At 30.9% G+C, this 23,933-nt stretch carries 23 protein-coding genes and 1 other annotated feature; of the genes, 1 reads left to right on the top strand and 22 read right to left on the bottom strand.

Annotated features, from left to right (window positions below; all coding sequences use genetic code 11):
• Window positions 1–110 precede the first annotated feature (110 nt).
• The 9 genes from ACKTSI_RS00115 to ACKTSI_RS00075 all read right to left on the bottom strand — a co-directional run bounded on the left by ACKTSI_RS00115 (window position 111) and on the right by ACKTSI_RS00075 (window position 7,023).
• Window positions 111–548: an MOSC domain-containing protein gene (locus ACKTSI_RS00115; RefSeq protein ID WP_288867839.1), complete on the bottom strand. Its 438-nt coding sequence runs from the start codon at window positions 546–548 to the stop codon at window positions 111–113.
• Complete coding sequence (moaC, locus tag ACKTSI_RS00110) at window positions 529–1,032, bottom strand: cyclic pyranopterin monophosphate synthase MoaC (protein WP_288867840.1); 504 nt, start codon at window positions 1,030–1,032, stop codon at window positions 529–531. The genes ACKTSI_RS00115 and moaC overlap by 20 nt, the downstream gene beginning before the upstream one ends.
• A gap of 1 nt (window position 1,033) precedes the next feature.
• The gene (moaA, locus tag ACKTSI_RS00105) at window positions 1,034–1,975 is read right to left on the bottom strand and encodes a GTP 3',8-cyclase MoaA (protein ID WP_068473245.1); all 942 of its coding nucleotides are present in this window, start codon (window positions 1,973–1,975) and stop codon (window positions 1,034–1,036) included.
• Window positions 1,976–1,997: 22 nt separating this feature from the next.
• Entirely contained in the window at window positions 1,998–3,041 is a 1,044-nt protein-coding gene (locus tag ACKTSI_RS00100) for a sulfate/molybdate ABC transporter ATP-binding protein (protein WP_407862822.1), read from the bottom strand.
• Window positions 3,042–3,060: 19 nt separating this feature from the next.
• Complete coding sequence (gene modB / locus ACKTSI_RS00095) at window positions 3,061–3,723, bottom strand: molybdate ABC transporter permease subunit (RefSeq protein ID WP_068473250.1); 663 nt, start codon at window positions 3,721–3,723, stop codon at window positions 3,061–3,063.
• 46 nt (window positions 3,724–3,769) lie between these two features.
• Window positions 3,770–4,603, bottom strand: coding sequence for a molybdate ABC transporter substrate-binding protein (gene modA / locus ACKTSI_RS00090; RefSeq protein ID WP_311525760.1), 834 nt, complete (start codon window positions 4,601–4,603; stop codon window positions 3,770–3,772).
• 151 nt (window positions 4,604–4,754) lie between these two features.
• Window positions 4,755–5,663 carry a hypothetical protein gene (locus tag ACKTSI_RS00085; RefSeq protein ID WP_407862821.1) on the bottom strand — a complete coding sequence of 303 codons (909 nt, stop codon included), beginning with the start codon at window positions 5,661–5,663 and terminating at the stop codon, window positions 4,755–4,757.
• 263 nt (window positions 5,664–5,926) lie between these two features.
• On the bottom strand, window positions 5,927–6,208 hold the full coding sequence (locus ACKTSI_RS00080) for a hypothetical protein (protein WP_407862820.1): 282 nt from the start codon (window positions 6,206–6,208) through the stop codon (window positions 5,927–5,929).
• A 128-nt stretch (window positions 6,209–6,336) separates the two neighbouring features.
• Window positions 6,337–7,023 carry a Crp/Fnr family transcriptional regulator gene (locus ACKTSI_RS00075; protein ID WP_288981400.1) on the bottom strand — a complete coding sequence of 229 codons (687 nt, stop codon included), beginning with the start codon at window positions 7,021–7,023 and terminating at the stop codon, window positions 6,337–6,339.
• Between the two features lie 190 nt (window positions 7,024–7,213).
• Window positions 7,214–7,440, top strand: a binding site (T-box leader).
• 78 nt (window positions 7,441–7,518) lie between these two features.
• On the opposite strand from ACKTSI_RS00075, the gene brnQ reads away from it, so the two are divergent.
• Window positions 7,519–8,850 carry a branched-chain amino acid transport system II carrier protein gene (brnQ, locus tag ACKTSI_RS00070; protein ID WP_068473258.1) on the top strand — a complete coding sequence of 444 codons (1,332 nt, stop codon included), beginning with the start codon at window positions 7,519–7,521 and terminating at the stop codon, window positions 8,848–8,850.
• 153 nt (window positions 8,851–9,003) lie between these two features.
• Here brnQ and ACKTSI_RS00065 read toward each other — a convergent pair whose 3' ends face one another.
• From ACKTSI_RS00065 to dnaA, 13 genes are all read right to left on the bottom strand, one after another.
• Window positions 9,004–9,897, bottom strand: a complete 894-nt coding sequence (locus ACKTSI_RS00065) for a DMT family transporter (RefSeq protein ID WP_068473261.1) — start codon at window positions 9,895–9,897, stop codon at window positions 9,004–9,006.
• Window positions 9,887–11,059: a tRNA uracil 4-sulfurtransferase ThiI gene (gene thiI / locus ACKTSI_RS00060; RefSeq protein ID WP_407862819.1), complete on the bottom strand. Its 1,173-nt coding sequence runs from the start codon at window positions 11,057–11,059 to the stop codon at window positions 9,887–9,889. The genes ACKTSI_RS00065 and thiI overlap by 11 nt, the downstream gene beginning before the upstream one ends.
• On the bottom strand, window positions 11,059–12,195 hold the full coding sequence (locus ACKTSI_RS00055) for a cysteine desulfurase family protein (RefSeq protein WP_407862818.1): 1,137 nt from the start codon (window positions 12,193–12,195) through the stop codon (window positions 11,059–11,061). The genes thiI and ACKTSI_RS00055 overlap by 1 nt, the downstream gene beginning before the upstream one ends.
• 355 nt (window positions 12,196–12,550) lie before the next feature.
• Window positions 12,551–13,597, bottom strand: a complete 1,047-nt coding sequence (locus ACKTSI_RS00050) for a Fic family protein (RefSeq protein ID WP_288867852.1) — start codon at window positions 13,595–13,597, stop codon at window positions 12,551–12,553.
• A 217-nt stretch (window positions 13,598–13,814) separates the two neighbouring features.
• Window positions 13,815–14,582 carry a SigB/SigF/SigG family RNA polymerase sigma factor gene (locus tag ACKTSI_RS00045; RefSeq protein ID WP_407862817.1) on the bottom strand — a complete coding sequence of 256 codons (768 nt, stop codon included), beginning with the start codon at window positions 14,580–14,582 and terminating at the stop codon, window positions 13,815–13,817.
• A gap of 4 nt (window positions 14,583–14,586) precedes the next feature.
• On the bottom strand, window positions 14,587–14,934 hold the full coding sequence (locus tag ACKTSI_RS00040) for a hypothetical protein (RefSeq protein ID WP_407862816.1): 348 nt from the start codon (window positions 14,932–14,934) through the stop codon (window positions 14,587–14,589).
• A 2-nt stretch (window positions 14,935–14,936) separates the two neighbouring features.
• Window positions 14,937–15,242 (bottom strand): STAS domain-containing protein, encoded by a 306-nt coding sequence (locus ACKTSI_RS00035; RefSeq protein WP_201274865.1) that lies wholly within the window; start codon window positions 15,240–15,242, stop codon window positions 14,937–14,939.
• A gap of 11 nt (window positions 15,243–15,253) precedes the next feature.
• Window positions 15,254–17,683: a DNA gyrase subunit A gene (gyrA, locus tag ACKTSI_RS00030; RefSeq protein ID WP_407862815.1), complete on the bottom strand. Its 2,430-nt coding sequence runs from the start codon at window positions 17,681–17,683 to the stop codon at window positions 15,254–15,256.
• 9 nt (window positions 17,684–17,692) lie between these two features.
• Entirely contained in the window at window positions 17,693–19,609 is a 1,917-nt protein-coding gene (gene gyrB / locus ACKTSI_RS00025; protein ID WP_068473281.1) for a DNA topoisomerase (ATP-hydrolyzing) subunit B, read from the bottom strand.
• Window positions 19,602–20,702: a DNA replication/repair protein RecF gene (recF, locus tag ACKTSI_RS00020; protein ID WP_311525767.1), complete on the bottom strand. Its 1,101-nt coding sequence runs from the start codon at window positions 20,700–20,702 to the stop codon at window positions 19,602–19,604. Before recF ends, gyrB begins: the two co-directional genes overlap by 8 nt.
• A 2-nt stretch (window positions 20,703–20,704) precedes the next feature.
• Window positions 20,705–20,926 carry a S4 domain-containing protein YaaA gene (gene yaaA, locus ACKTSI_RS00015; RefSeq protein WP_288981418.1) on the bottom strand — a complete coding sequence of 74 codons (222 nt, stop codon included), beginning with the start codon at window positions 20,924–20,926 and terminating at the stop codon, window positions 20,705–20,707.
• A 9-nt stretch (window positions 20,927–20,935) separates the two neighbouring features.
• Window positions 20,936–22,042: a DNA polymerase III subunit beta gene (gene dnaN, locus ACKTSI_RS00010; RefSeq protein WP_311525768.1), complete on the bottom strand. Its 1,107-nt coding sequence runs from the start codon at window positions 22,040–22,042 to the stop codon at window positions 20,936–20,938.
• A gap of 375 nt (window positions 22,043–22,417) precedes the next feature.
• On the bottom strand, window positions 22,418–23,833 hold the full coding sequence (gene dnaA, locus ACKTSI_RS00005; RefSeq protein WP_311525769.1) for a chromosomal replication initiator protein DnaA: 1,416 nt from the start codon (window positions 23,831–23,833) through the stop codon (window positions 22,418–22,420).
• Between the last annotated feature and the right edge of the window lie 100 nt (window positions 23,834–23,933).

The following is a 23,933-nucleotide window of genomic DNA, read 5'->3' as shown; positions in this document are numbered from 1 at the left end:
TTTTTTTGAATAAAATTACAAATTGAAAAAATTTAAACAAAGAAGATTATAAAAATTTTTTTATTTTAAAATTTAGTTCATCTTAATTTATCTATACAAAAAAGAACTGTCTAAACAGTTCCTTCTACGATTTCAATTTCATCTTCTGCTTTTATTTTCCCACCTTTGATTACTTTTGTAAAAATTCCCTCTCTCGGCATTACACAGTCGCCAACCAAATGTCTGATTTCACAGCCTAGATGACATTCCTTTCCTATTTGTGTAACTTCAAGAGTACATTCGCCAATTTTTAAAATCGTTCCTATCGGTAATTTATACAAAACAATTCCTTCGGTTAAAATATTTTCTGCAAAATCTCCTGCTGATAGTTCGGGAAGTTTCTTTTTCATTTCTTCCATACTTTCAACTCCAAGCAAACTTACTTGTCTATGCCATTTTCCTGCGTGAGCATCGCCGTCTATTCCGTAATCTTCTATTAATTCTATGTACTCTACGGGATGTTTTTTCGTTCCCTTTTTTTCGCTTATACTAACTGCTAAAACTTTCATCTTTCCCCCTTATAAAATCTCCACTTTTACCACCGGATTTTTCCAACAGTTTTATATCCGTTATTTCAATATCTCTTTGAACAGCCTTACACATATCATATATCGTTAAAGCTGTAATCGAAACGGCAGACAAAGCCTCCATTTCAACTCCTGTTTCTCCGACACATTTTGTAGTCGCAATGATTTCTATCTCAAAATTTTCGTAATTCATATTAAATTCAATATCGACACCGACCAAGTTTATCGGGTGGCACATTGGAATAATATCGGAAGTTTTTTTTGCTCCCATAATTCCAGCAACTTGTGCAACGGCTAGAACATCACCCTTTTTCGCCTTTTTGTTTACAACGATATTAAAAGTTTCTTCATTTAATCTAACTTTTGCAAATGCCTTTGCAATTCTTTTAGTCTTTTCTTTTTCGCCAACATCCACCATTTTTGCACGACCTTGCTCATTAATATGAGTTAAAACTTTTTCTTCCATTCTATCCTCCGATTTTGTTCATATCTCTTGTACTTTCACTTTTTCCATCTTCAAGATGATGTTTTTCAGGTTTTTCGTAAATTCCTTTTTTAAAAATTTCTTCTAATTCTTTGCCACTAAGCCCTTTAAGATTTATTTCATCTCTTGAATGTAGGCAAGGCTTTAGTTTTCCGTCGCTTGTAAGTCTTATACGATTGCAATCTTCACAAAAAGAGCAACTTATTGGACTTATAAGACCGACTTTCCCCTTATAGCCTTTTATTTTATAAATTTTTGCAACGCCTGACACTCCTTCAAACTCCAAATCAGGAATTTTATCTAAAACAATCTTGTTTGAAATGAATTTATCCTTACTCCAATTTGCACTTTCACCTATTTGCATAAGCTCAATGAAACGCACTTCTATATCATAATCTTTGGTTAAATTCACAAAATTTTCTATCTCATCATCATTAAAGCCACCGATTAGAACGACATTAAGCTTTACCTTGAAGCCCTTTTCAATCGCATAAAAAAGACTCTCCATAGCTTTGTCAAAATCATTTCTTCGAGTTATATCATTGTACTTCTCTTTTACCAAAGTGTCAAGACTAAAATTTATTCTTCTAACCTTATTTTCAAAAAGTTCATCTGCCATAGCTTTTAGATGAACTCCATTTGTCGTTATTGCAATATCTTCTATTTTATCAATTTTAGAAATTTCTTTACACAAATTAATAAAACCGCGACGAACCAAAGGTTCCCCGCCTGTCAACCTAATTTTTTTTATTCCGTTTTTCGATGCGATTTTAACTATTTCAACAATTTCTTCAATGGATAGAATATCACTATGACAAAGACTTTCAACCCCACTTTCGGGCATACAGTATTTACATCTAAGATTACATAAATCGGTAACTGAAATTCTAAGGTAGGTGATATTTCTTCCAAATCTATCTTTCATATAATCTCCTATCTCGATTAATTTAATTATTTTTCTCTTCCAGCAAAATTAAATCTTCTTTTTTTAAAGTTATAAAAAGATTTTTTTCGTTTTCAACCTTTTTCCAAATATCCTTTGTTACTTCAACCCTTATGGATTTTCTTGCACCTTTTTTACGAACTAGGATTATATAATTAAATACATCTTCAATAACCTTATCAACTTCAACTTCAAATGAATTTTTATCTGACTTTCTAAATTCAATAAAGTGAGCACGAATTCCTAAAAGTTTATGATTTTCTAAAATTGCATCGCTAGTTTCAAGTTCAACATTCCAATCTTTTGCAAAAAGTCTATTTTCTGAAATTCTTTCAATTTCGGAAAAGTTTTTGCAACCTGAAATAAGGCAGGACGAAAAAGTTTTTGGATTTTTAAAAAGCTCTTTTTTTTGCATAAGCTCTTCGCTTTTTCCACTTGACATTACACAAATTTCCTTACAAAGTCTATAGACTTCTTCTCTACTATGTGAAACTAAAATTGTAGGAATATTGTATTTTCTTAACACTTCCCCAACTTCCAATTCTATTTTCCATTTCAAATAGTCATCCAAGGCAGAAAAAGGTTCATCTAAAAGTATAATTTCCGGCTTATTTATAAGTAATCTCGCAAGAGCAACTCTTTGCTTTTCTCCACCAGAAATTTCATAAATTTTTTTATCTTTTAAATGAGAAATCCTCATCTCTTCAAGTTTTTCTATAATGAATTTATCAAAATTCTCTTTTTCTCTTATACCCACTTTAATATTTTCATATACATTCATATTTGGAAAAAGGGCATAATCTTGAAATAAATAACCTATTTTTCTATCCTTTGGAGAAATATTTATCTTTTTTTCAGAGTCAAATAGTACTCTATCATTTAATATAATTCTTCCTTTATCGGGTTTTTCAATTCCTGCAATACATTTTAAAGTAAGACTTTTTCCACTTCCTGACGCTCCCAAAAGTCCCATTATTTCATTGTCAAATTCAAATTTCGTTCTTAAATTAAATTTTCCAAAATTCTTTTCAATATCAACATAAATCATAAATTACTCCAATTTTTATTTAATCTTTAACCGCTTTCTTTTCCAACATATTTATAACGACAAGAACTGTAAATGAAATTACAACATTTACAAGCACCCATCTATAAGCCAAAGCGTCATTTCCCGTTCTCCAAAGTTGATAAACAGTTGTTGAAATTGTTGCCGTATCGTTTGGAGTGTAGCCTGAAACCATACTTGTCGCTCCATATTCTCCCAAGGCTCTTGCAAAACTTAAAACAAGTCCCGCTAAAATACCCTGTTTACAATTAGGTAAAGTAATTCTCCAAAAAATCCAAGTATTACTCTTTCCAAGTGTTTGAGCAACATATTTTAAATTCATATCGAAATTTTGAAAAGAACTTCTGGCTATTCTATACATTAGAGGAAAAGTTACTACTACAGTTGCAAAGATTGCAGAATACCAGTTCATAACAAGTCTTATTGAAAATTTTTCCAAGAAAAAACTTCCGATTGCACTTCTCGGAGATAATAATCTCAAAATGAAAAAGCCGATAACCGTCGGTGGTAATACTAAAGGAAGTGTTAGGATAACATCCAAAATTCCCCTTACAAATCTATTAAGTTTTGAAATATAATATGCCAAGAATATTCCGATAAAAAAAGTTATCACAGAAGATATTAATGCAATTCTCAGCGAATTTAAAAGAGGATAAAGATCCATAAACACTTCCCTTTCATATTACTATTTTTTAAAAATATTTTTTAAATTATTTTGCTATTGCAAAGCCAACTTTTTCAAAAATTGCCTTACATTCATTGCCTTTTAAGAATTCTAAAAATTCTTTAGCTTCTTTTGCATTCTTAGAATTTTTCAAAACTGCTGCAGGATATAAAACAGGAGTCTTAATCATTCCTTCTTTTGCAGTAGCAACAACTTCAAGTCCTGCTGAATAAGCATCAGTTGCATAAACTATACCACAACTTGCAACACCTTCTTTAACCCAAGTTGTAACTTCTTTTACGTTGCTACCTAAAGTAACTTTTGGTTGAATTTTTTCCCAAATTTTTAAATTTTTCAAAAGTTCTTCGGAATATTGTCCAACAGGAACATCAGAGTTTCCAAGCGCAATTTTTGTGATATTATCATTTGCTAAATCTTCAAATTTTTCAACTTTTGCAGGATTTCCCTTAGCAACAGCAAGTACAACTTTATTTTCTAAAAGATTAAATCTACTTGCCTCATCAATAACAACTTTTGCATCCGCTGTTTTAGTTTTATCTAAAGCATTCATTTGTTTTTGAGCTGCTGAGATAAAAATATCAGCTTGTGCACCTTGTTCAATTTGTTTCTTTAATGTACCTGAAGAATCAAAAGTATAAACTAATTCAATATTCTTATGTTTTTCTTCATATACTTTTTTGATTTGTTCCATTGTTTCAGTCATTGAAGCTGCAGCAAAAACTGTAATTTTTTTCTTTTCAGTACCTTCTTTTTTTTCAACCTTTGTGTCTTTCTTAGGCTCTGCTTGTTTTGGAGAACAAGCTCCTAACATTCCAACTGCCAAAGCCAGAACTAAAAATTTTTTTAAAAATCCCTTCATATAAATCTCCTTTTAAATTATTTGACTTTTATTAGTCAATTAAATTTTAACACCTAAACAAAAATAAGTCAATAACTAATGTTGAGTTATCTTAAAAAAAATCGAACGATATTTGTAAAAAAAAAGACAAGTCTAAACTCGTCTTTTTAAATTATCTTCTTTTCTTTGATAAACCTAAACCTAATAAGCTAACAACTACAAGTGTGATTGAACTTCCAACAACTGCTGTTTGTGGCAATTTTGGTTTGTTTGTTTCTTTTTTTACTTTTGATTGTTCTTTCTTTTGACTTGGAACCAATTTTGTTGCAGGAATTGATTCCTTTTCTTTTGGTTGTTCTTTCTTTTGGCTTGGAACCAATTCTGTTGCAGGAATTGTAGTTTTTTTAGTAGCGCTGACAACGAAAACTGTATCCTCATTTATTGCTGTATCTTGAGCAGGAGTCCATTTTAAGTCCTTGTATCCTTCTTCAAGTTCAACATTTGGAAAATATTTTTTATCTAAAGCTATTCCCTTTTTAACAGCATAAGTTTTAACTTCTTTTGATTTTACACCTTTTTCAAATTTAAAGCTTACTTTTGCATATCCTTCAGGAGCTTTTCCGTCTTTTTCGATTTCAAAAACATCAAGAGGTTGCCATTGTCCAAATACTTTCATATCCTTTGTTATTTTAGTATCTTTTGTAAACTTAGTACCTGAACCATCAGCATTTGTATTCCAACCTTCAAAATTATAATTTTTCAAACTCTTATCTGGAATTTTAGCATTTGTTTCAGCAGAATTTGCTATGCTTTGTCCTGCAAGAACTTTAACCTTTGTGATTTGATCGTCTTTATCTCCAAGGTTTTTGCTGTTTTTATCAAATTCAACAGTGTTTTTAACCTTAACATTAACAACTTTAACTCTTGTACGTTCTTTACCAGTTTTTTCAGCATAAGAAATAGCTAACTTAACATAATCATTATTACTGTCTTTTAAGAAATCTTCTTTTAAATAAGTTTTAAAAGTCCAAGTAACAGGCTTACCCTTTGTTCCTCCAACTAGATTAGTTCCATAAAGCATATATCTTGAATCTTTAGCTAAGCCTCTTAGTATTTCTTGCTTATCTCCTGAATTTTTGGTAAAAAATCTGTCAATATCTTCACTAAAGTCCTTATCGCCTACTTTTCTAAATCTATAAGCATTTTCCCAGTTTGCATCGTTCCCCGCTATTTCTATTGGATCTTTTGGCTTTTCTCTGTTTATCTTTATATCAACAGGGTCTTTTAATGTATCCGGAATTAAAATTGAATGCCAATTATGGTTAATCCAGTCATTTGGTGAAATTAAAGGAGCATACGTTCCCCACCTTCAGATTTTGTATTAGATACAATTTCCCAGTTAATATAAACTCCACCATTATCTTTATTCAACTCTGCTTTATTGATTTTAATTGAATCTTCAATATTTACTCCACTAGCCTCATTTCCAACTGTAAAAGCAGTAGTTTTCTTTAGCTCCTCAGCAGAAAAACCTTCAGCACTTGTACTTGTAGAAATCAAACTTGCAGAAACAATTAAACTTAGTAAAAAAGTTGAAATTCTTTTTGTAAAGTTTGTATTTTTCAAACACTTACCTCCTTTTTTAAAAATTTTTCCTCTAGATAATAACATAAAAAAAATATATCTGTCAACAAATCCAATTATCGTTTTACTAACTTAAATAGATATATTAAAAAAGACAAGTCTAAACTTGTCTATCCTAGTATATTTTTTAAGTAATCTACATCTTTTATTAGTATTTTTTTCGTTTCGATAAGTTCAATAACTCCATTTGCATTTAGTTCTGCAAGTTTACGAGTTACGGTTTCTCTTGTTAGTCCTGCAAATGAGCCCATATTTTCGCGACTTATATTTAATTCAAGTAAAATTCCGTCAATTTTTTTTACACCAAAATTTCTTGCAAGGCTTAGTAATAGAGATGCAACTTTTAATTCTGCGCTATTTTCTATAAGTCTTGTTACCAAATCCTCTGCATGACGTATTCTTAAAAATGACTCCTCTAAAATTTTTATCGTAACCTTTGGATATTTACTTATAATTTTGTCAAAACATTCCCTTGAAAGTGAAATTACCAAAGTATCTTCAATGGCTTGTCCGTAGTAAATATATGCTGTCCTCTTTAAAAGATTAAGTCCACCGATAAAGTCATCTTTTTGATAAATATATAGCATTTGCTCAATGCCTGAACTGCTTATAGTAAAAACTTTTATCTTCCCACTTGCAATAATATACATTGTTTCAGCCTTATCTTCCGGTTTAAACAAAAAAGCATTCTTTTTATATTTTAATATATTAAGTTCTTTTTTAAATTCATCAATTTCTTCATTAGATAAATCAGAAAAAATATTCAACTTTTGTAAATTTACATCTTGTTTCTTCATTTAAACCTCCTAAAACTTTTGTGTGTCAATAATTTTATCATTAAATACAAATAAAATCAACAGATGAACATAAATTTTCACTTTATAAAAATTAAACCAAAGTATCAATGTAATATTGTTAAGTTATTTTTAAGAAAATCACAAAAATATATTGACAAATATTTTTTTAGGTGGTAAAATATCTAACATAATAATAAATTTGAAAGAAAGAGTAGAAAATTGAAAGTTTCAGAGAGTTAGTGTTTGGTGAGAACTAATACGGAAGATTTTTGAAAATCATCTTTTTTAAAGGATTCGTGAATTAAGTAAGGGATCCCGCAGTGGTTTGCGTTACAAAAACCCGACATTGTTAGATGTTTGAGTGTTTCATTTTTTGAAAAAATAAGGTGGTACCGCGGAAAATATTTCGCCCTTTGTTCTATTAGAACAAAGGGCTTTTTTATTGCGAAGAAACAACAAACAATACAATTTCAAATTCAAATTCAGGAGGTTTTTATGAAAAACAATTTATCAAAACAACAATTTTTTAGTGTAGCAATAATGCTATTCGGTTTATTTTTCGGAGCAGGAAATTTAATCTTCCCCCCTCTTCTTGGAAAACAAGCAGGAAGTTCTGCTTTTCAAAGCCTACTTTTCTTCGGTATAACTGCCGTTGTATTTCCAATCTTGGGTGTTGTATGTGTTGCAAAGACTAAAGGCCTTGCAGGTCTTTCAGGAAAAGTTGACAAATACTTTGCAATAATTTTTACAACAATGATTTATATGGCAATAGGGCCGGGTCTTGGTATCCCGAGAGCTGGAAGTCTGCCTTTTGAAATGGCAGTTGCTCCATTTTTACCAACAAATGTATCTGTTACTTTTTCAAGACTTATTTACACTTTTGTATTCTTCTTTGTCGCTTATTTGGTTTGCTTAAAGCCAAGCAAATTAGTTTCAAGAATGGGAAAATTTTTAACACCATCTCTTCTACTTTTAATAACTATAATGTTTTTAGGCGTACTTTTTAAAAATCCGAATGCCGTAACAAGCCCTGTTGGAGATTATGCAACTTCTTCAACTGTTAAGGGATTTTTAGAAGGCTACAATACAATGGATACAATCGCAGCGTTAAACTTCGGTCTTGTAATCTCTCTTGCGATTAAATCTTTTCAAGTTGATGACGAAAACAAAGTTGTAGGTTATACTGTTAAGGTTGGTTTGGTGTCCGGCTCTTTCCTTTTTGTAATCTACGCAATGCTTGCATACATTGGAATGACAACTTCGGGCTTGACTAAAAATGCAAAAAACGGCGCCGAAATCTTAACAACTGTTTCTCAATATGTATTTGGAAAATTTGGTATAGTTTTACTTGCAAGCATCTTTACTCTTGCCTGTCTAACAACTTGTATCGGACTTATAACAAGTATAAGTAAATATTTTGAGGGCTTAACAAAGGAAAAAGTTTCATATAATAAATGGATAATCTTTTGGACTTTCCTTTCTTTTCTAGTTGCAAACTTCGGACTTAACACTATCCTAAAAGTGTCCGTTCCTGTTTTAATAGCTATATATCCGGTTTCAATAGTTTTAATAGTACTTGGACTTACTGAAAAATATTTTTCATATAACAAATTCACATACAGACTAATCTGTTATGTCGTAACATTCATAGCCGTTGTAGAATCCCTGCAAAGCGTAAATATAAACCTACCTATTATTACAAATATAGTTTCAAGACTTCCTCTTTACAGCTTAAGTCTTGGCTGGGTTATCCCGATGATGATTGCCTGGTTTATAGGACTTAGTTCAAAAGTTTTGGAAAGCAAAAGTGATAAAGTTTTTGAATAAATGAATTACTATTCAAATAAAAAGAAAGTTTTTATGGAAGATATTTTAAAAATAACCGAATTTACTAAAACTTTCGGTAGAAAAATATATTACAAAAGGGGTCGAAAAGACCCCTTTTTGAGTATAAAATTAAATTATTCACTAGATTTCCTATTACTTTCCTCTCATTCCTAATTTCAAGATGAAAACTGTTGATATTATAAATGCAAAGCCGACAAAGTCGATTAATTGTAATTTTAAATTCAAAAGCACCACGCTAAATAAAATTGCAGACAACGGCTCGCAGGTATTTAAAAGACTTGCATTTATCGGGCCTATGAGATTAACTCCGCTCATATAAAGGAAAAATGAAATTACCGTTCCAATTACCACAAGTCCTAAAAATGCCATTATTGTTAAAAAATCCAATTCAACAGCAATATTCCACGGTCTTAAAATCAAACTCAAAAAAACTCCACCAAAAAACATTGCATAACTTAAAACAGAAAAGCAATTATGTTTTTTTAGTAGCACAACCGGTGTTAAGCTGTAAGTTACAAGTCCAACTCCTCCAAGAAGTCCCCAAAACAAAGCATTCAGATTTATGGAAAGACTGTTGATATTCCCATGTGTTGCAACTAAAAACGTTCCGATTAATGCAAAAACTAGGGAAATACTTTCAACCTTGCTTGGAAGTCTTAAATTTCTTATACAAACATAGATAACCAAATAAGACACTCCCAAATATTGCAAAACTGTTGCAGTTCCTGCATTTGAATAGGAAATTGCCATAAGATAAGTAAATTGGGCTCCGACAAGCCCTGATATTCCAAAATTTATAAGTCGTAAAATGTCTTTTTTATCTTTTAAAGGCTCAAAAGTTTTTTTACCGACGACAAAAAGTGAAATTACAAATAAAATCACAGATGCCGTTAAAAGTCTTACCGGAGCAACCCAAAGTGGAGAAATTTTTTTAACAGAAAACAAATAATCTCCACAAAATCCAGAAAATCCCCAACAAATCGCCCCTAAAATCGTATATAAAAAACCTTTCGTATTATTGTTCATTTATTTCATACACTTTCTTATTTGCCAATGCTTCATCAATAAGTTTATCAACTTCTAAAAGAGATAAACTGTTATTTATATCTTCAATCTTTGGTTTTGTTACCGGATGTTTTGGTAAAAACACAGTACAGCAATCCTCAAAAGGCAAGATGCTTGTTTCGTAAGTGTCTATCGTTCTTGCAATATCAATGATTTCAGTTTTATCCATTGCAATTAAAGGTCTTAAAATTGATATTTCAGTAGATTTATCCACAACTGTAATTCCTTGAATAGTTTGACTTGCAACCTGTCCAAGACTTTCTCCTGTAATCAAAGCGTGATAATTTTGTTTTATCGCAAGTTTTTCAGCTATCTTCATCATAAAAATTCTACCTAAAATTGTAATTTCCTTTTCAGGACATTTACTTGCAATCTCTTTTTGAATAGGTAAAAGATTTATGCTTGTCATTGAAAATTTCCCAACATAATTTGAAAGAATTTTTGCAAGGTCCTTAACCTTTTCTTCGCCTCTTTCACTTGTGAACGGATAAGAATGGAAGTGTATCGCGCTGATTTCCATACCTCTTTTTCCCATAACAAAACCTGCAACGGGACTGTCGATACCTCCTGAAAGAAGTAGAAGTCCCCTACCACTTGAGCCGATTGGAAGTCCACCAAAACCTCTATATCTCTTAACATAGACATAAGCATATTCCTTAACGTCAACATAAACAGGCATTTGTGGATTATGAACGTCAACCTTTAAAAGATTGCCAAAATTTTTAAGAATTACACCACCAAGTTCTCTTGAAAGTTCCGGAGATTTTGGAGTAAATTTCTTATCAACTCTATTTACGAAAACCTTAAAAGTTTTTTCCTGACATATTTTTAAATCACCTATTAAAGTCTTTGTTGCCTCTTTTATACTCTCTACATTTTTTTCACAACGCAAAACTTCGCAAATATAAAAAATCCCAAAAACTTTTTTTATTTGCTCAATCATTTCATCAAAAAGCTCTCTATCAGCCTTGATATAGACTTTTCCCTGCTCCTTGTAAAATTCTTCAACTTCAAAATCCGCTATCGCCTTTTTTATCTTTCTTATAATTCTATTTTCAAAATCTTTTCTATTATCGCCCTTTAAAGTAAGCTCTCCGAAGCTTACGCTAATTAAATAATCCATTATCTTCCCCTTCTCATAATCATTCTAATTTCATCAATATATTTTTTAAGTTTTTCTATAAAAATTTTAATTTCTTCCTCCGTATTGAACTCCGAAAGAGAAATCCTTACAACTCCGTCATTATATTTATTATCAAGACCTATTCCATCAAAAGTTCTACTCTTTTTACCCTTGCTACAAGCAGAGCCTGTTGAAATATAAATCTTTTCGCTTTCCAAGAAATGTAAAAGCACCTCACTTCTAATATTTTCAAAAGCTACCGTTACAATATTTGGAACGCCATTTTCATTAGTCAAAAATTTGTGATTTTCGATTTCTGAAATACCCCCTATTAAAAGTTCTCTTAGATGATGCAAATATTCTTTTCTTTTTTCAAGGTTTTCATACATAAATTCAGTCGCAACCTGTAAACCCATTATACCCGCTACATTTTCAGTACCTGAGCGAAAGTCCTTTTCTTGACCTCCACCCAAAACAAAAGGTCTTAAATTTATATTTTTATTTACAAAAATTGCACCAATTCCCTTTTGAGCATGAATTTTATGCCCACTCAAAGTTAAAATATCAATCTTTGATTTTCTAACATCAATATTAACCTTACCAAAGGCCTGGGCAGAATCGACATGAAAAATACATTTCTTATTTTTTTCCTTAATCGCCTTTCCAATGCCTTCAACATCTTGAATAACCCCAAGTTCATTATGAACATAAGCAATTGAAACAATTTCTGTATTCTCGTCAACAAGATTTTTTACACTTTGAATATCGATATAGCCCCTATCATCAAGCTTTAAAGTCCTAATCTCTTTTTTCTCTTTTAAAGACTTAAACACATTATAAACAGAAGAATGTTCAATATCTGTTGAAACAATATTCTTTCCCTTTGCACTTGAAATCGAGCCAAAAATTGCAGTATTATTACCCTCTGTCGCACAAGAATTGAAAAAAATTTCCTCACTCTTTGCATTTATGTACTTCGCAATTACTTCCCTACAAGAATTTATATCCCTCGAAACAGAATAACCGAAATCATAAAGAGATGACGGATTCCCAAAGGACTCTTTCAAATACTTAACCATAATATCTATAACTTCATCACGAGCAACCGTAGTCGCTGCATTATCTAAATAAATCATATAAACTCCTTAAAAACATACTTTTTCTTATATTATTGTAATATAAATCCGTAAAATAAGCAATGAGTTACAAGATTTTAATTTGTACTTTTTTTCGATGTATGCTTACACAATTACTCATTATGACCAGTACGAAAATTTTTCACGTCATAGTATCTTAACATTTAAAACCCCTCACTACGTCATCTAGCATTAATCAATATATCCCTAACTTGTTTTCTTGCAAACAAGGTCTGAGGCAAAGATTGTCCAAATCTTTGACTTGAGTACAATCGACTGTGAACATCTCAAAACATACTTTCCTTAACTTCAGCCACATTAGCTCCACAAAAAAATCAACGTATGTCCGTTGATTTTATTTTAATCTTATATATTTTGTAGCTCTGCCTATTCCCTCTCTTTTTATTTCTCCTTCATCTACTAATTTTCTTAAAGAGCCCTCGATAGAACTTAAACTTAGAGTTGGGCAAAGCTCTCTAATATCTTGCTTTGTAAATCTTCCGATTTTCTGTAAAATTGCTTTTCTTACAAGCTCTATTGCAGGAAGCTTTTCTTCCACGATAGAAAATCTATCTTCAAATTCCTTATATCCTGCAAGAATTATACCTAATAAATATTTAATAAACGGAAAAATATCCTCATTTTCTTCATGCCAATTTAATCCTGATTTTTGAAGTGCTTCATAATAAGCTGATTTATCCTTTGCAATCAAAGCCTCTAAAGATATATATTTACCTACACAAAAACCGCTTCTATAAAGTAAAAGGGTTGCAAGTAATCTGCTCAATCTGCCATTTCCATCATTAAATGGATGAATACATAAAAAATCGTGAATAAAAATTGGAATAGCAATAAGCGGATCTATATTGAAATTTCCAATAACCTTATTGTATTCATTACATATATTTTCCAAAGCTTCTGGTGTTTCAAAAGGTGAAAGAGGTGTGAATAAAATTTCTGACTCTCCATTTGAATAATTTATAGTAATGTAATTTTGAATATTCTTAGTCTTTCCTGCAAGTGGATTATCCATATATTTAAACATTATTTTATGCATTTGCAAAATATAATTCTTTGAAATTGAAATGACATCAAAATTTTCGTGAATAATATTAAGAACATCTCTATACCCAGCAATCTCCTGTTCATTTCTATTTCTTGGAGTCGTCTTTTCTTCAACTAACTTTTTAAGTCTTGCACTTGTCGTAACAATTCCCTCAATCTCATTTGAAGCCTCTGTACTTTGAATCTTTGCAATTTCAATAAGCTTATTTAATTCTTCAGGTCTTTGCTTTAAATACAATTCCTGTTTTCCTTGATACTTATAAATTGAAGCTACTAAAGATAGAATTTCAGAATCCCATTTTTTATCTTTAATTTTGGAATAATTAAAATTTCTCATTGAATTTCTCCTTAAAATAATTTTATCCCTTAAAATATATCATATTTTAAGGGATAAATCAATATTTAAGGGCAAAATTGTTTTTATAAAAATTAATATAAAATATCTCCGGACTTTCCTTTGCTAAATGCTATGAGGTTAAATATTTTGTTTTCTATTTTTTTTACTTCCCCACAAAAAAATCAACGGATTTCCGTTGATTTTTTATTTCATAAATTTACATATTCAACTCTTCTCTAAACTTGGCAAGGGCTTTTTTTTCAAGGCGACTTACGGTCATTTGAGAAATGTTTAGTTCTTTTGCAAGGGCGACTTGCGTTTTTTGTTCAAAATATCTTCCGAGTATGATTTGTTTTTCTACTTCGGTTAATTTTGTTAAAGTTTTTTTGATGAAGTCTTGGTTATCGACAAAATCAAATTCTTTGTCGTCTTCTCCAACTATGTCGATTAGGTTTGTCTCTTTGTCTTCGCTGTCTGAATTTTCAAAACTTTGGTCTAGTGATTGTGGTGTGTAAACTTTACTTGCCTCCATAATTTCCAGTACGTCTTCTTCTGAAAGTTCTACGAAGTCTGCGATATCTTTTATGGTTGGAGTTCGTCCAAGTGTTTGTGTTAAATGATATTTTGCGTTATTAACTCTTTTTGAGTTTTCTTGTATTCTTCTAGGAACACGAATTACCCAACCTTTATCTCTAAAATATCTCTTTATTTCTCCAACGATAGTTGGCATTGCAAAGCTTGAAAATTCAAAGCCTTTTGAAATGTCATATCTATCTATGGCATAGATTAGTCCAAGGCTTGCGACTTGGAACAAATCGTCGTAGTCTATTCCACGATTTACATATTTTTTAGCTAAAATTTCAGCCATATATAAATTTTTTTCGATTAATTTATCTCTAAGTTGAGGTGTGGGATTTTCAAAATATTCTCTAAAAAGAGCTTTTATTTTTTCTGAATCTGGTTTGTTATATCCCTTTTTCTTCATATTTCTATCCTTTGTTTTTAACTAAAAATATACTTTTTTCTTTAAATTCTATTTTGTCAACTAAGCTTTCCAGGATTAGTAGAGCAAATTTATTTTCTTCTTGTTCTTGTATTCCTGAGATTGAAATGTATGAGCTTACTTCTATTTCCATTTTATCTTCAAGAACATTGACTGCGATTTCTACAAATTCACATTTTTCAACAAAGAAATTCATAACTTCAGAAATTGAAACTTTTAAATCTTCGATATTTTCAATATCCATAGCTATTGTATTGGCTATGGAAGAGACCAAAAGTCTTATTGTTGAGATATATTTTTTTTCTGAAGGAATTTTTACAAATATTTTATCCATAATTACTCCTCTATTTCAAAAACTTTATCTAAATCTGTAATAAGAAAGATTTTTTTGATATGTGGTTTTAATCCTCTTATTACAAGTCCTTCGCCTTTTTCTTTTATGTTTTTGTAAATGCTTATGAAAGCGCCAAGTCCTGTTGAATCAACATAAGAAAGATTTTCACAATTTACTATTATTTTTTTAACGCCCTCAACTGAATTAACTTTTTCTTTTAATTCTTTGTTTGAGTTAATGTCTAAATCTCCTTGTAAATCAACAAAAAGTGTTTCTTCTTCTTTTCTTAAATCAACTTTTAGTTCCACTTCGTACCTCCCTACTCAACGTCATTTACATATTTTGCAACTGCAACTATTTTGTCATCATCTTTATTTACGTCTTTGATGATAACTCCTTGTGTATCTCTACCTTTTACAGGTATATCTTTAACTAGAAGTCTTATGATTCCACCACTTTGTGAAAGCACGATAACTTCATCATTTTGATTTACGATTTTTGATGAAACGACATATCCCGTTTTATTTGTTACTTTGTATGTCTTAACACCCTTTCCGCCTCTGTTTTGTACTTTGTAGTTTGAGGCTAAGGTTCTCTTTCCAAATCCATATTCGGAAACTACAAGTAGGTGTTTTCCTTCAGAGTCAAGATTCATTGAAACAACTTCATCATCTTTATCAAGTTTGATTCCTCTAACTCCTTGTCCACTTCTTCCTATTTCTCTAATATCTGAAAGGGCAAATTTGATTGCAAGTCCTTTTTTAGTTACTAGGATTGCAGAGTCCTCAACAGTTGAAACTCTAACTTGAATAAGTTCGTCGTCCTCAACTAAGTTAATTGCTTTAATTCCAACTTTTCTGATTGTCTTGAAAAGTTCAACTGAAGTTCTCTTAATTGTACCGTTCTTTGTAGCCATAATTAAGTATTCACCATCTCCAGCATCTTTTACCGGTATTACCGCATTAACTTTTTCTCCATGCATCAATTCTAAAAGATTTATTATATTTTGTCCTTTGGCTTGTCTTTTTCCTTCCGGAATTTCGTAAGCCTTAAGTTTATAAACTCTTCCCTTATTTGTAAAGAATAGAATCATACTATGAGTTGAAGTTACGAAAAGACTGTCAACATAGTCGTCTTCTTTTGTTGTAAGAGCGACAACTCCCTTTCCTCCTCTATTTTGTACTTTGTAAGTATCTTCAGGAATTCTCTTGATGTAACCTTGTTTTGTAAGAGTTATTACAACATCTTCTTCTTTGATTAACTCTTCAATTTCGATTTCATCAAAGTTTGGTTTGATTTCAGTTCTTCTTTCATCTCCAAATTTTGTTTTTATTTCAGAAAGCTCTTCTTTGATTATATTTAAGATTAATCTTTCATTTCCTAAGATTTCTTTAAGTCTTGCAATTTCTTTGATTAGAGAATTGTACTCATCTTGTAGTTTTTCTCTTTCAAGTCCTTGAAGTCTTCTTAAACGCATTTCAAGGATACTTTCAGCTTGAATTCTAGTAAAGCCGAAACGTTCCATAAGTTTTTCACAAGCATCAGAGTAAGATGCTCTAATTATCTTGATGATTTCATCAATATGGTCGATTGCCTTTAAAAGCCCTTCAACAATATGTGCTCTATCTTCAGCTTTTTTAAGTTCAAATTTACATCTTCTTGTGATTACATCTCTTTGATGTTCAACATAGTATCCGATTAATTCCTTTAAGTTTAAAACTTTCGGCTCTCCATTTACAAGCGCAAGGTTTATAACCCCAAAAGTTGTTTGCATTTGTGTGTGTTTGTAAAGATTGTTTAAAATAATATTTGGGTTTGCATCTCTTTTTAATTCGATTACAATTCTAATCCCCTTCATATTACTTTCATCTCTTAAGTCTGAAATTCCTTCAATTCTCTTATCCTTGATAAGCTCAACAATCTTCATAATCAAATTAGTTTTATTAACTTGATATGGAATTTCTGTAATTATAATTCTATTTCTATTATTATATTCTTCAATATTTGCAACTGCTCTTACAGTAATCTTTCCACGTCCTGTATGATAAGCCTGTTTAATTCCCTCAAGACCCATAATATTAGCACCCGTCGGAAAATCAGGACCTTTTACGAATTTCATAAGTTCATCAACGGAAATATCGAAATTATCGATATATTCACAAGTCGCATCAATTACTTCAGTTAAATTATGTGGTGGCATATTTGTAGCCATACCAACGGCGATACCGGCAGCACCATTTACCAAAAGATTTGGAAATTTACTTGGAAGAACGACAGGTTCTTTTTCGTTTTCGTCATAGTTCGGAACGAAATCAACTGTATCTTTATTTATATCTCTTAACATTTCAAGAGCAAGTTTTTGCATTCTAACTTCGGTATAACGAGGAGCAGCCGCACCGTCGCCGTCAATTGTACCAAAGTTTCCTTGCCCGTCAACAAGAGGGTAACGCAAGTTGAAATCTTGTGCAAGTCTTACAGTTGCATAGTAAATTGCAAAATCACCATGAGGGTGATACTTACCCATTACTTCCCCAACAAGTCTTGAAGATTTCTTATAAGCCTTGTCAGGTAAAAGTCCAAGACCTTGCATAGCGTAAATAATTCTTCTATGAACAGGCTTTAATCCGTCTTTTATATCAGGTAAAGCTCTTGCCACAATTACACTCATCGCATAGTCAAGATATGAACTTTTCATCTCTTTTTCAATATCTACATCTATTATATTTAATTTATTTTCTATTTCAGCCATTTATTCCTCCTATGCGTCAAGATTCTTAACATATTTAGCATTTTGTTCGATAAACTCACGTCTTGGCTCAACCTTATCTCCCATAAGAGTTGAGAAAGTTTCGTCTATTGAAACAAGCTCTTCATCATCGATTTTAACTTGTAGGAAAAGTCTGTTTTCAGGATTCATTGTAGTTTCCCAAAGTTGTGCAGGGTTCATTTCCCCAAGACCTTTATATCTTTGAATTCTATGAGCATCACGACCAAGTTCATCTAAACTTGTTTGTAATTCTTCATCAGTCCAACAATATTTTACAACCTTAACCCCTTTGATTATTCCGTAAAGTGGTGGTTGAGCGATATAAACATGACCTTGTTCGATTAATTCTTTCATATAACGATAGAAGAAAGTTAAAATAAGCGTTCTAATATGCGCACCGTCAACGTCGGCATCGGTCATAATAACTATTTTTCCATATCTTAAATTATCTAAATTAAAATCTTTTCCGATTCCTGTACCAAAAGCAGTAATCATTGATTTGATTTCTTCATAACCTAAAATCTTATCAATTCTTGCCTTTTCAACATTCATAATCTTACCTTTAAGTGGTAAAACGGCTTGGAATTTACTATCTCTACCTTGTTTTGCAGAACCACCGGCAGAATCCCCTTCGACAAGATAAATTTCATTTACAGAAATGTCGCTCTCTTGACAGTCGGATAACTTTCCGGGTAGAGTTGTATTGTCAAGGATAGATTTTTTACGAGTTAAATCTCTTGCCTTTCTTGCAGCCTCTCTAGCCCTTGCACTGTTTTGCGCCTTTTCTATAATGATTTTACCAACCTTTGGATTTTCTTCCAAGAAAGTCATTAGGTTATCATAAAGGAAAGTTTCAACAATCCCACGACTCTCACTATTTCCAAGCTTAGCCTTAGTTTGTCCTTCAAATTGTGGATTTGGTAGCTTTATTGAAACAATACCTGTAAGACCTTCTCTCGTATCATCACCTTGAAGGTTTGAGTCCTTATCTTTTATTAGATTATATTTTCTTCCATAGTCATTTATCGCACGAGTTAGGGCAGTTTTAAAACCAACTAAGTGAGTTCCACCCTCTGGAGTGTGAATATTGTTAGCAAATGTTAAAATATTTTCAGAATATCCGTCTGTATATTGCATTGAAATTTCAACTTGTGAATTATTTTTTTCGCCTTGGAAGTAAATAACATCACTGTGAAGTGCATTTTTATTTCTATTCATATACTCAACAAATGACTTAATTCCACCTTCATAATGGAAAGTTTCATTAAAATCTTCTCTTTCATCTGTAAAAACAATCTTAACACCCTTATTTAAAAATGCCATTTCTCTAAATCTATTTCTTAAAATTTCTTTTTCAAAAATAGTTGTATCAAAAATTTCGCTATCCGGTTTAAAAGTTATAATTGTACCATTTTCTTTTGAAGTTCCAACAACTTCTAATTTTGAAGTCGCATCCCCTCTTGAAAATTTTTGCTCATAAAGTTTTCCATCTCTCTTAACATTGGCAACAAGCCATTCTGAAAGTGCGTTTACAACAGAAACACCAACGCCATGAAGTCCACCTGAAACTTGATAAGCGTCATTATTAAACTTACCACCTGCATGAAGAATAGTCAAAACTGTTTCAAGAGTTGATTTTCCAGTTTGTGGATGTACTTCAACCGGAATACCACTACCATTATCCTCAACGCTAACAGAATTGTCTTTATAAATCTTAACAGTTATCGTATCACAAACACCAGCCAAAGCCTCATCAATACTGTTGTCAACAACTTCGTAAACCAAGTGATGAAGTCCCTTTGCACCTGTTGAACCGATATACATACCAGGTCTAAGTCTAACAGGCTCAAGTCCGGTTAAAACCTTAATATTTTTCGCACCATAATCTCTAATTTTTTCTTTACTCATATCTTCCCTTTCTAACATTTTCCATTTCTATGATATTTACATTGTTATAATTATTTACAAATGACAAATCAGTCGTCGTTATAAAGACTTGATTTTCAGTTAAATAGTCTAAAATCTCATATCTTCTATTCTCATCAAGCTCGCTGAACAAATCGTCAAGCAAGATAATAGGCTTTACACCTTTGAACTCTTCAAAGATATTTTTTTGACACATTTTAGTTGTAATTATAATATTTCTCTTTTGACCTTGTGAAGAAAAACTCTTCGCGTCATTTCCATTTAAAATAAATTTAAAATTCTCTTTGTGAACTCCAAAATTTGTAGTTTTATTCTCGCAATCAAATTTATAAGACTTTGAAAAATTTTCTAAAATTTCCTTTAAACACTCACTTTCAGACTTATTGTAATCAGATAAAATTGACTCATACTCTATGTAAAGAGTTTCTCCTGCTAACTTTTGATGAATGGAATTTATTTCTCTATTTATTAAGTCAATCATCTTTTTTCTCTCTAAAGCAATCTCATAGCATAAAAGTGCAGATTTTTTTGTCAAAGCATTCATCTCTTGCTTATAAAAACTTGACAAATTCATTCCTTTTAGAAGTAGATTTCTTCTAAAAATCACATTTCTATACATATTCAACTTTTGCTTGTAGCCTTTAATCATTTTCATAATAAAGCTGTCAAAAAAATTTCTACGGTAATTCGGACTTTCCGTAATAATTCTAAGCTCATCAGGGAAAAATCCTAAAACATTCGAAAAATCATAAAGCTCATTTACACTTTTTAGCTTAATATCATCTATTTTAAAAACTTTTTTCTTATCGTCTGTGTATAAAAAAGAAATTTTATTTTCAAATCCCTTTTCCTTAACAAAGGTATTAACCTTTGTAAAATTCTCTTTAAAACTTATAAAATCCTCTTGTTTTACAGCTCTAAAACTTGATGCAACAAGAGAAAAATAAATCGCCTCTAAAACATTCGTCTTTCCGATTCCATTTTTACCAACCAAGATATTTATATTTTCCTTAAAATCAAAAGAAATATCCTTTAAATTTCTAAAATTGGTTAAATGTACTTTTTCAACTATCAAACTTACCTCTTTTTAACAATTACAGTTTCTTCATTTTCTAACATTACTTTAACAATCATTCCATCATAGATTTTTCTTCCACGTCTTGTTTCAACTTCACCGTCAACTAAAACCAACCCTTCAGAAATGAAGTATTTTGCATCGGTTCCCGTTTGAACAATCCCTGCAAATTTTAATAATTGGTCAAGTTTTATAAATTCAGTTTCAATAAAAATTTCTTCCATTTTAAACTCCTAATATTGATAATCTTGTAGTAAAACCGGTAAAACTAAATAAGTATAGTTAATATTTTCATCTTCCGGTCTTATGATACAAGCTCCGGCTCTACCGTTAAATGTTATTACGACAGTATCTTGTTCGATTGTCTTTAGACCCTCTAAAACATATTTTGAATTAAAGGCAATCTTTAAGTCATCTCCCTCTTTTTTAATGTCGATAACATCTTTTAAATCTCCAATTTCAGAAGAACCCTCAACTAAAATACTTGTATCGTCAATGCTGAAAGTAACTAAATCGCCTTTTTCAGCCTTGTAGATAATATTCGCTCTTTCAATCGCATTTATCAAATCACGTCTTGTAACAACTACCTTAGTCTTATGTTCATAAGAGAATAAAGCTCTGTAATTTAAATATTCTCCCTCTATTACTCTAGTTGAAAAGATTGTATTTTCAAAAGTGAAAATTGCACTTCCTCTAACCAAAGAAACGCCTACAACAGAACCTTCCGGAACAATCTTTGAAAGTTCATTTAAAGCTCTTGGAGGAATAATTACCTTATTTTCAACATTTTCTGAAATTTTAAAACTTCTCTTTGCAATTCTATGACCGTCAAGAGCAACAAAATCTACATTTCCATTTTCAATTTCAACATCAACACCATTCAAAACAATTCTGTAATCGTCAATCGCTGCTGCAAAAATAGTTTGCTTAGTAGCAACTTTAAGTAAATTTTCTTGAACAGTAAAATCAACCTTATTTTCAAAAGTTGGAAATTCAGGATATGAATAAATATCCATTGCAATAATATTGAATTTTGAATTTTCACTTTGAATAAAGACTTTTTCTCTATCAACCTTTATAGTTACCTCATCATTAGGTAATTTTCTTATTATATTAGAAATCATAGTTGCATTAAGTAAAACTTCTCCGTCCCTATCAACCTTACAATCAGTTGAAGTTTCGATAGCAAGTTCTAAATCAGTTGACTTTAAAGTTAATTTATTATCCTTTGCGATAAATAAAATCCCTTCTAATATAGAAGTATTATTTTTTAAACTTATCGCTCTTAAAGATATATTTATCAAACTCAAAAGTTCGTTTTGCATTATCTTTATTTCCATCATATTCTCCTTTTTCATACATAAAAATATATATATATTTAGTAGTAATAGTAGTAGGGGCTGTGGATAACTTAAATATCCCTCTTTAACATTCAAATCAACACATTTCCAGGCTGTATAACTACTGTATAACTTACATATTAATCACAAACTTATTAACACAATTAACAACAAAAATTTTATAAAAAGTTATCAACAACTTATCCACCGACTTTTAAACAGTATAAGTTGAATAACTAAAAATTTCCTTAAAACAAAAATTACTTTTTTGTAACATACATTACCATTCTCTTTACACTCTTAGCTTATCTGGGCCAAATAAAAGTGCAAAGAGATTTTTGAACATGGTACTTTCCTTAACTTTAGCAGGCTTTACTAATCTTCTAAAAGTTTTTTTATGTTCTCTACATCTTGTCTTACGGACTCTGTCGTCTTTATCTTTTCGTCAATTTTCTTAACACCGTGCATTATAGTCGTATGGTCCTTTTCAAAAGCAGAACCTATATTTCCCAAAGCACAGTCTAACATATTTCTGCAAAGGTACATCGCAACCTGTCTTGGATAAGCGATTGAACTCGCTCTATTTTTAGAGCTTAAATCAGAAATTTCTATTTTAAAGTAATTACTAACAGTTTCTTTAATCAAGTCGATATCCAATTCTTTTTTATTCATTTCATTTAACTTTTCAGATAAAATTCCTTTGACATAATCAACAGTCATCGGAGCATCTTTTTTCAGCTTGTAATGTGCCAAAACATTGATTAAAGCTCCCTCAAGCTCCCTGATATTCGTCTTTATATTCATTGCGATAAATTCTAAAATATCATTCGACAAAGCTATCGGCTCATATTTAATTTTATCTTGTAAAATAGCCATTCTAGTTTCAAAATCAGGTGGTTGAATATCAACTGTTAAGCCCATATTGAACCTACTTTTTAACCTATCCTCAAGATTTTTGATTTCCTTAGGTGGTCTATCAGATGAAATGATAATTTGCTTATTTCTACTGTATAATTCATTAAAAGTATGGAAAAATTCCTCTTGAGTTGCAGTTTTTCCAGCGATAAATTGAATATCGTCAATAAGCAAAACATCAACATTTCTGTATTTTTTCCTAAATTCGGATTCGGAATTTTGATTTTTATCCCTAATTGAATCAATCAAATCAATCGTAAATTTCTCACTACTTAAGTATAAAACTTTACAATCAAAATGTTTTTGAATTTCATATCCTATTGCCTTCATAAGGTGAGTTTTTCCAAGTCCTGAGTTTCCATAAATGAAAAGTGGGTTGTAAGTTCCGGCAGGATTTTTGGCAACTGCCTCAGCCGCAGCCATTGCAAACTCGTTATTTTTACCCTTTATGAAATTGTCAAAAGTAAATTTATCAGGAAAAGAAGAAGAATTATTTGAAGAAGAAATCTTCTTTAACTTTCCTTTTTTATTCCCCTTTTCACTACTAGTTGTAAAAAACGAAGTTTGTCCACCTGAATTTTTAATCGCATTTAAATAAACTTCATCTGTTGCAACAACAGGTAAAAGCTCGGATTTTTCTTGAGTCAAAGGAAAAAGTTGGTTATTTATTGCATCTTCAATATATTCCTTAAAATTACCATTTATAAAATTTTTAATATAATTCGATTGACAAAGCACCATCAACTTGTTATCCACATAACAAATTGGCTTTAAAACGTCAATCCAAGTAGCGAATCGGCTTTCCCCAAGTTTTGTTTTTAATTCATTACAAACTTCAAGCCATAAACTATCGACCATTATTTCATTCTCAAACATAAATTACTCCTCATAAAAAAAGTTATTAACATATTTATCCACAGTGAATAAAATTTTTAAAAGCTTTAAATTTAAACATTTAAAAACTGTTTCAAAAAAA

The organism is Parvimonas parva (assembly GCF_045866535.1).
Classification (GTDB): domain Bacteria; phylum Bacillota; class Clostridia; order Tissierellales; family Peptoniphilaceae; genus Parvimonas; species Parvimonas parva.
This window is presented reverse-complemented; position numbering and strand designations above follow the sequence as displayed.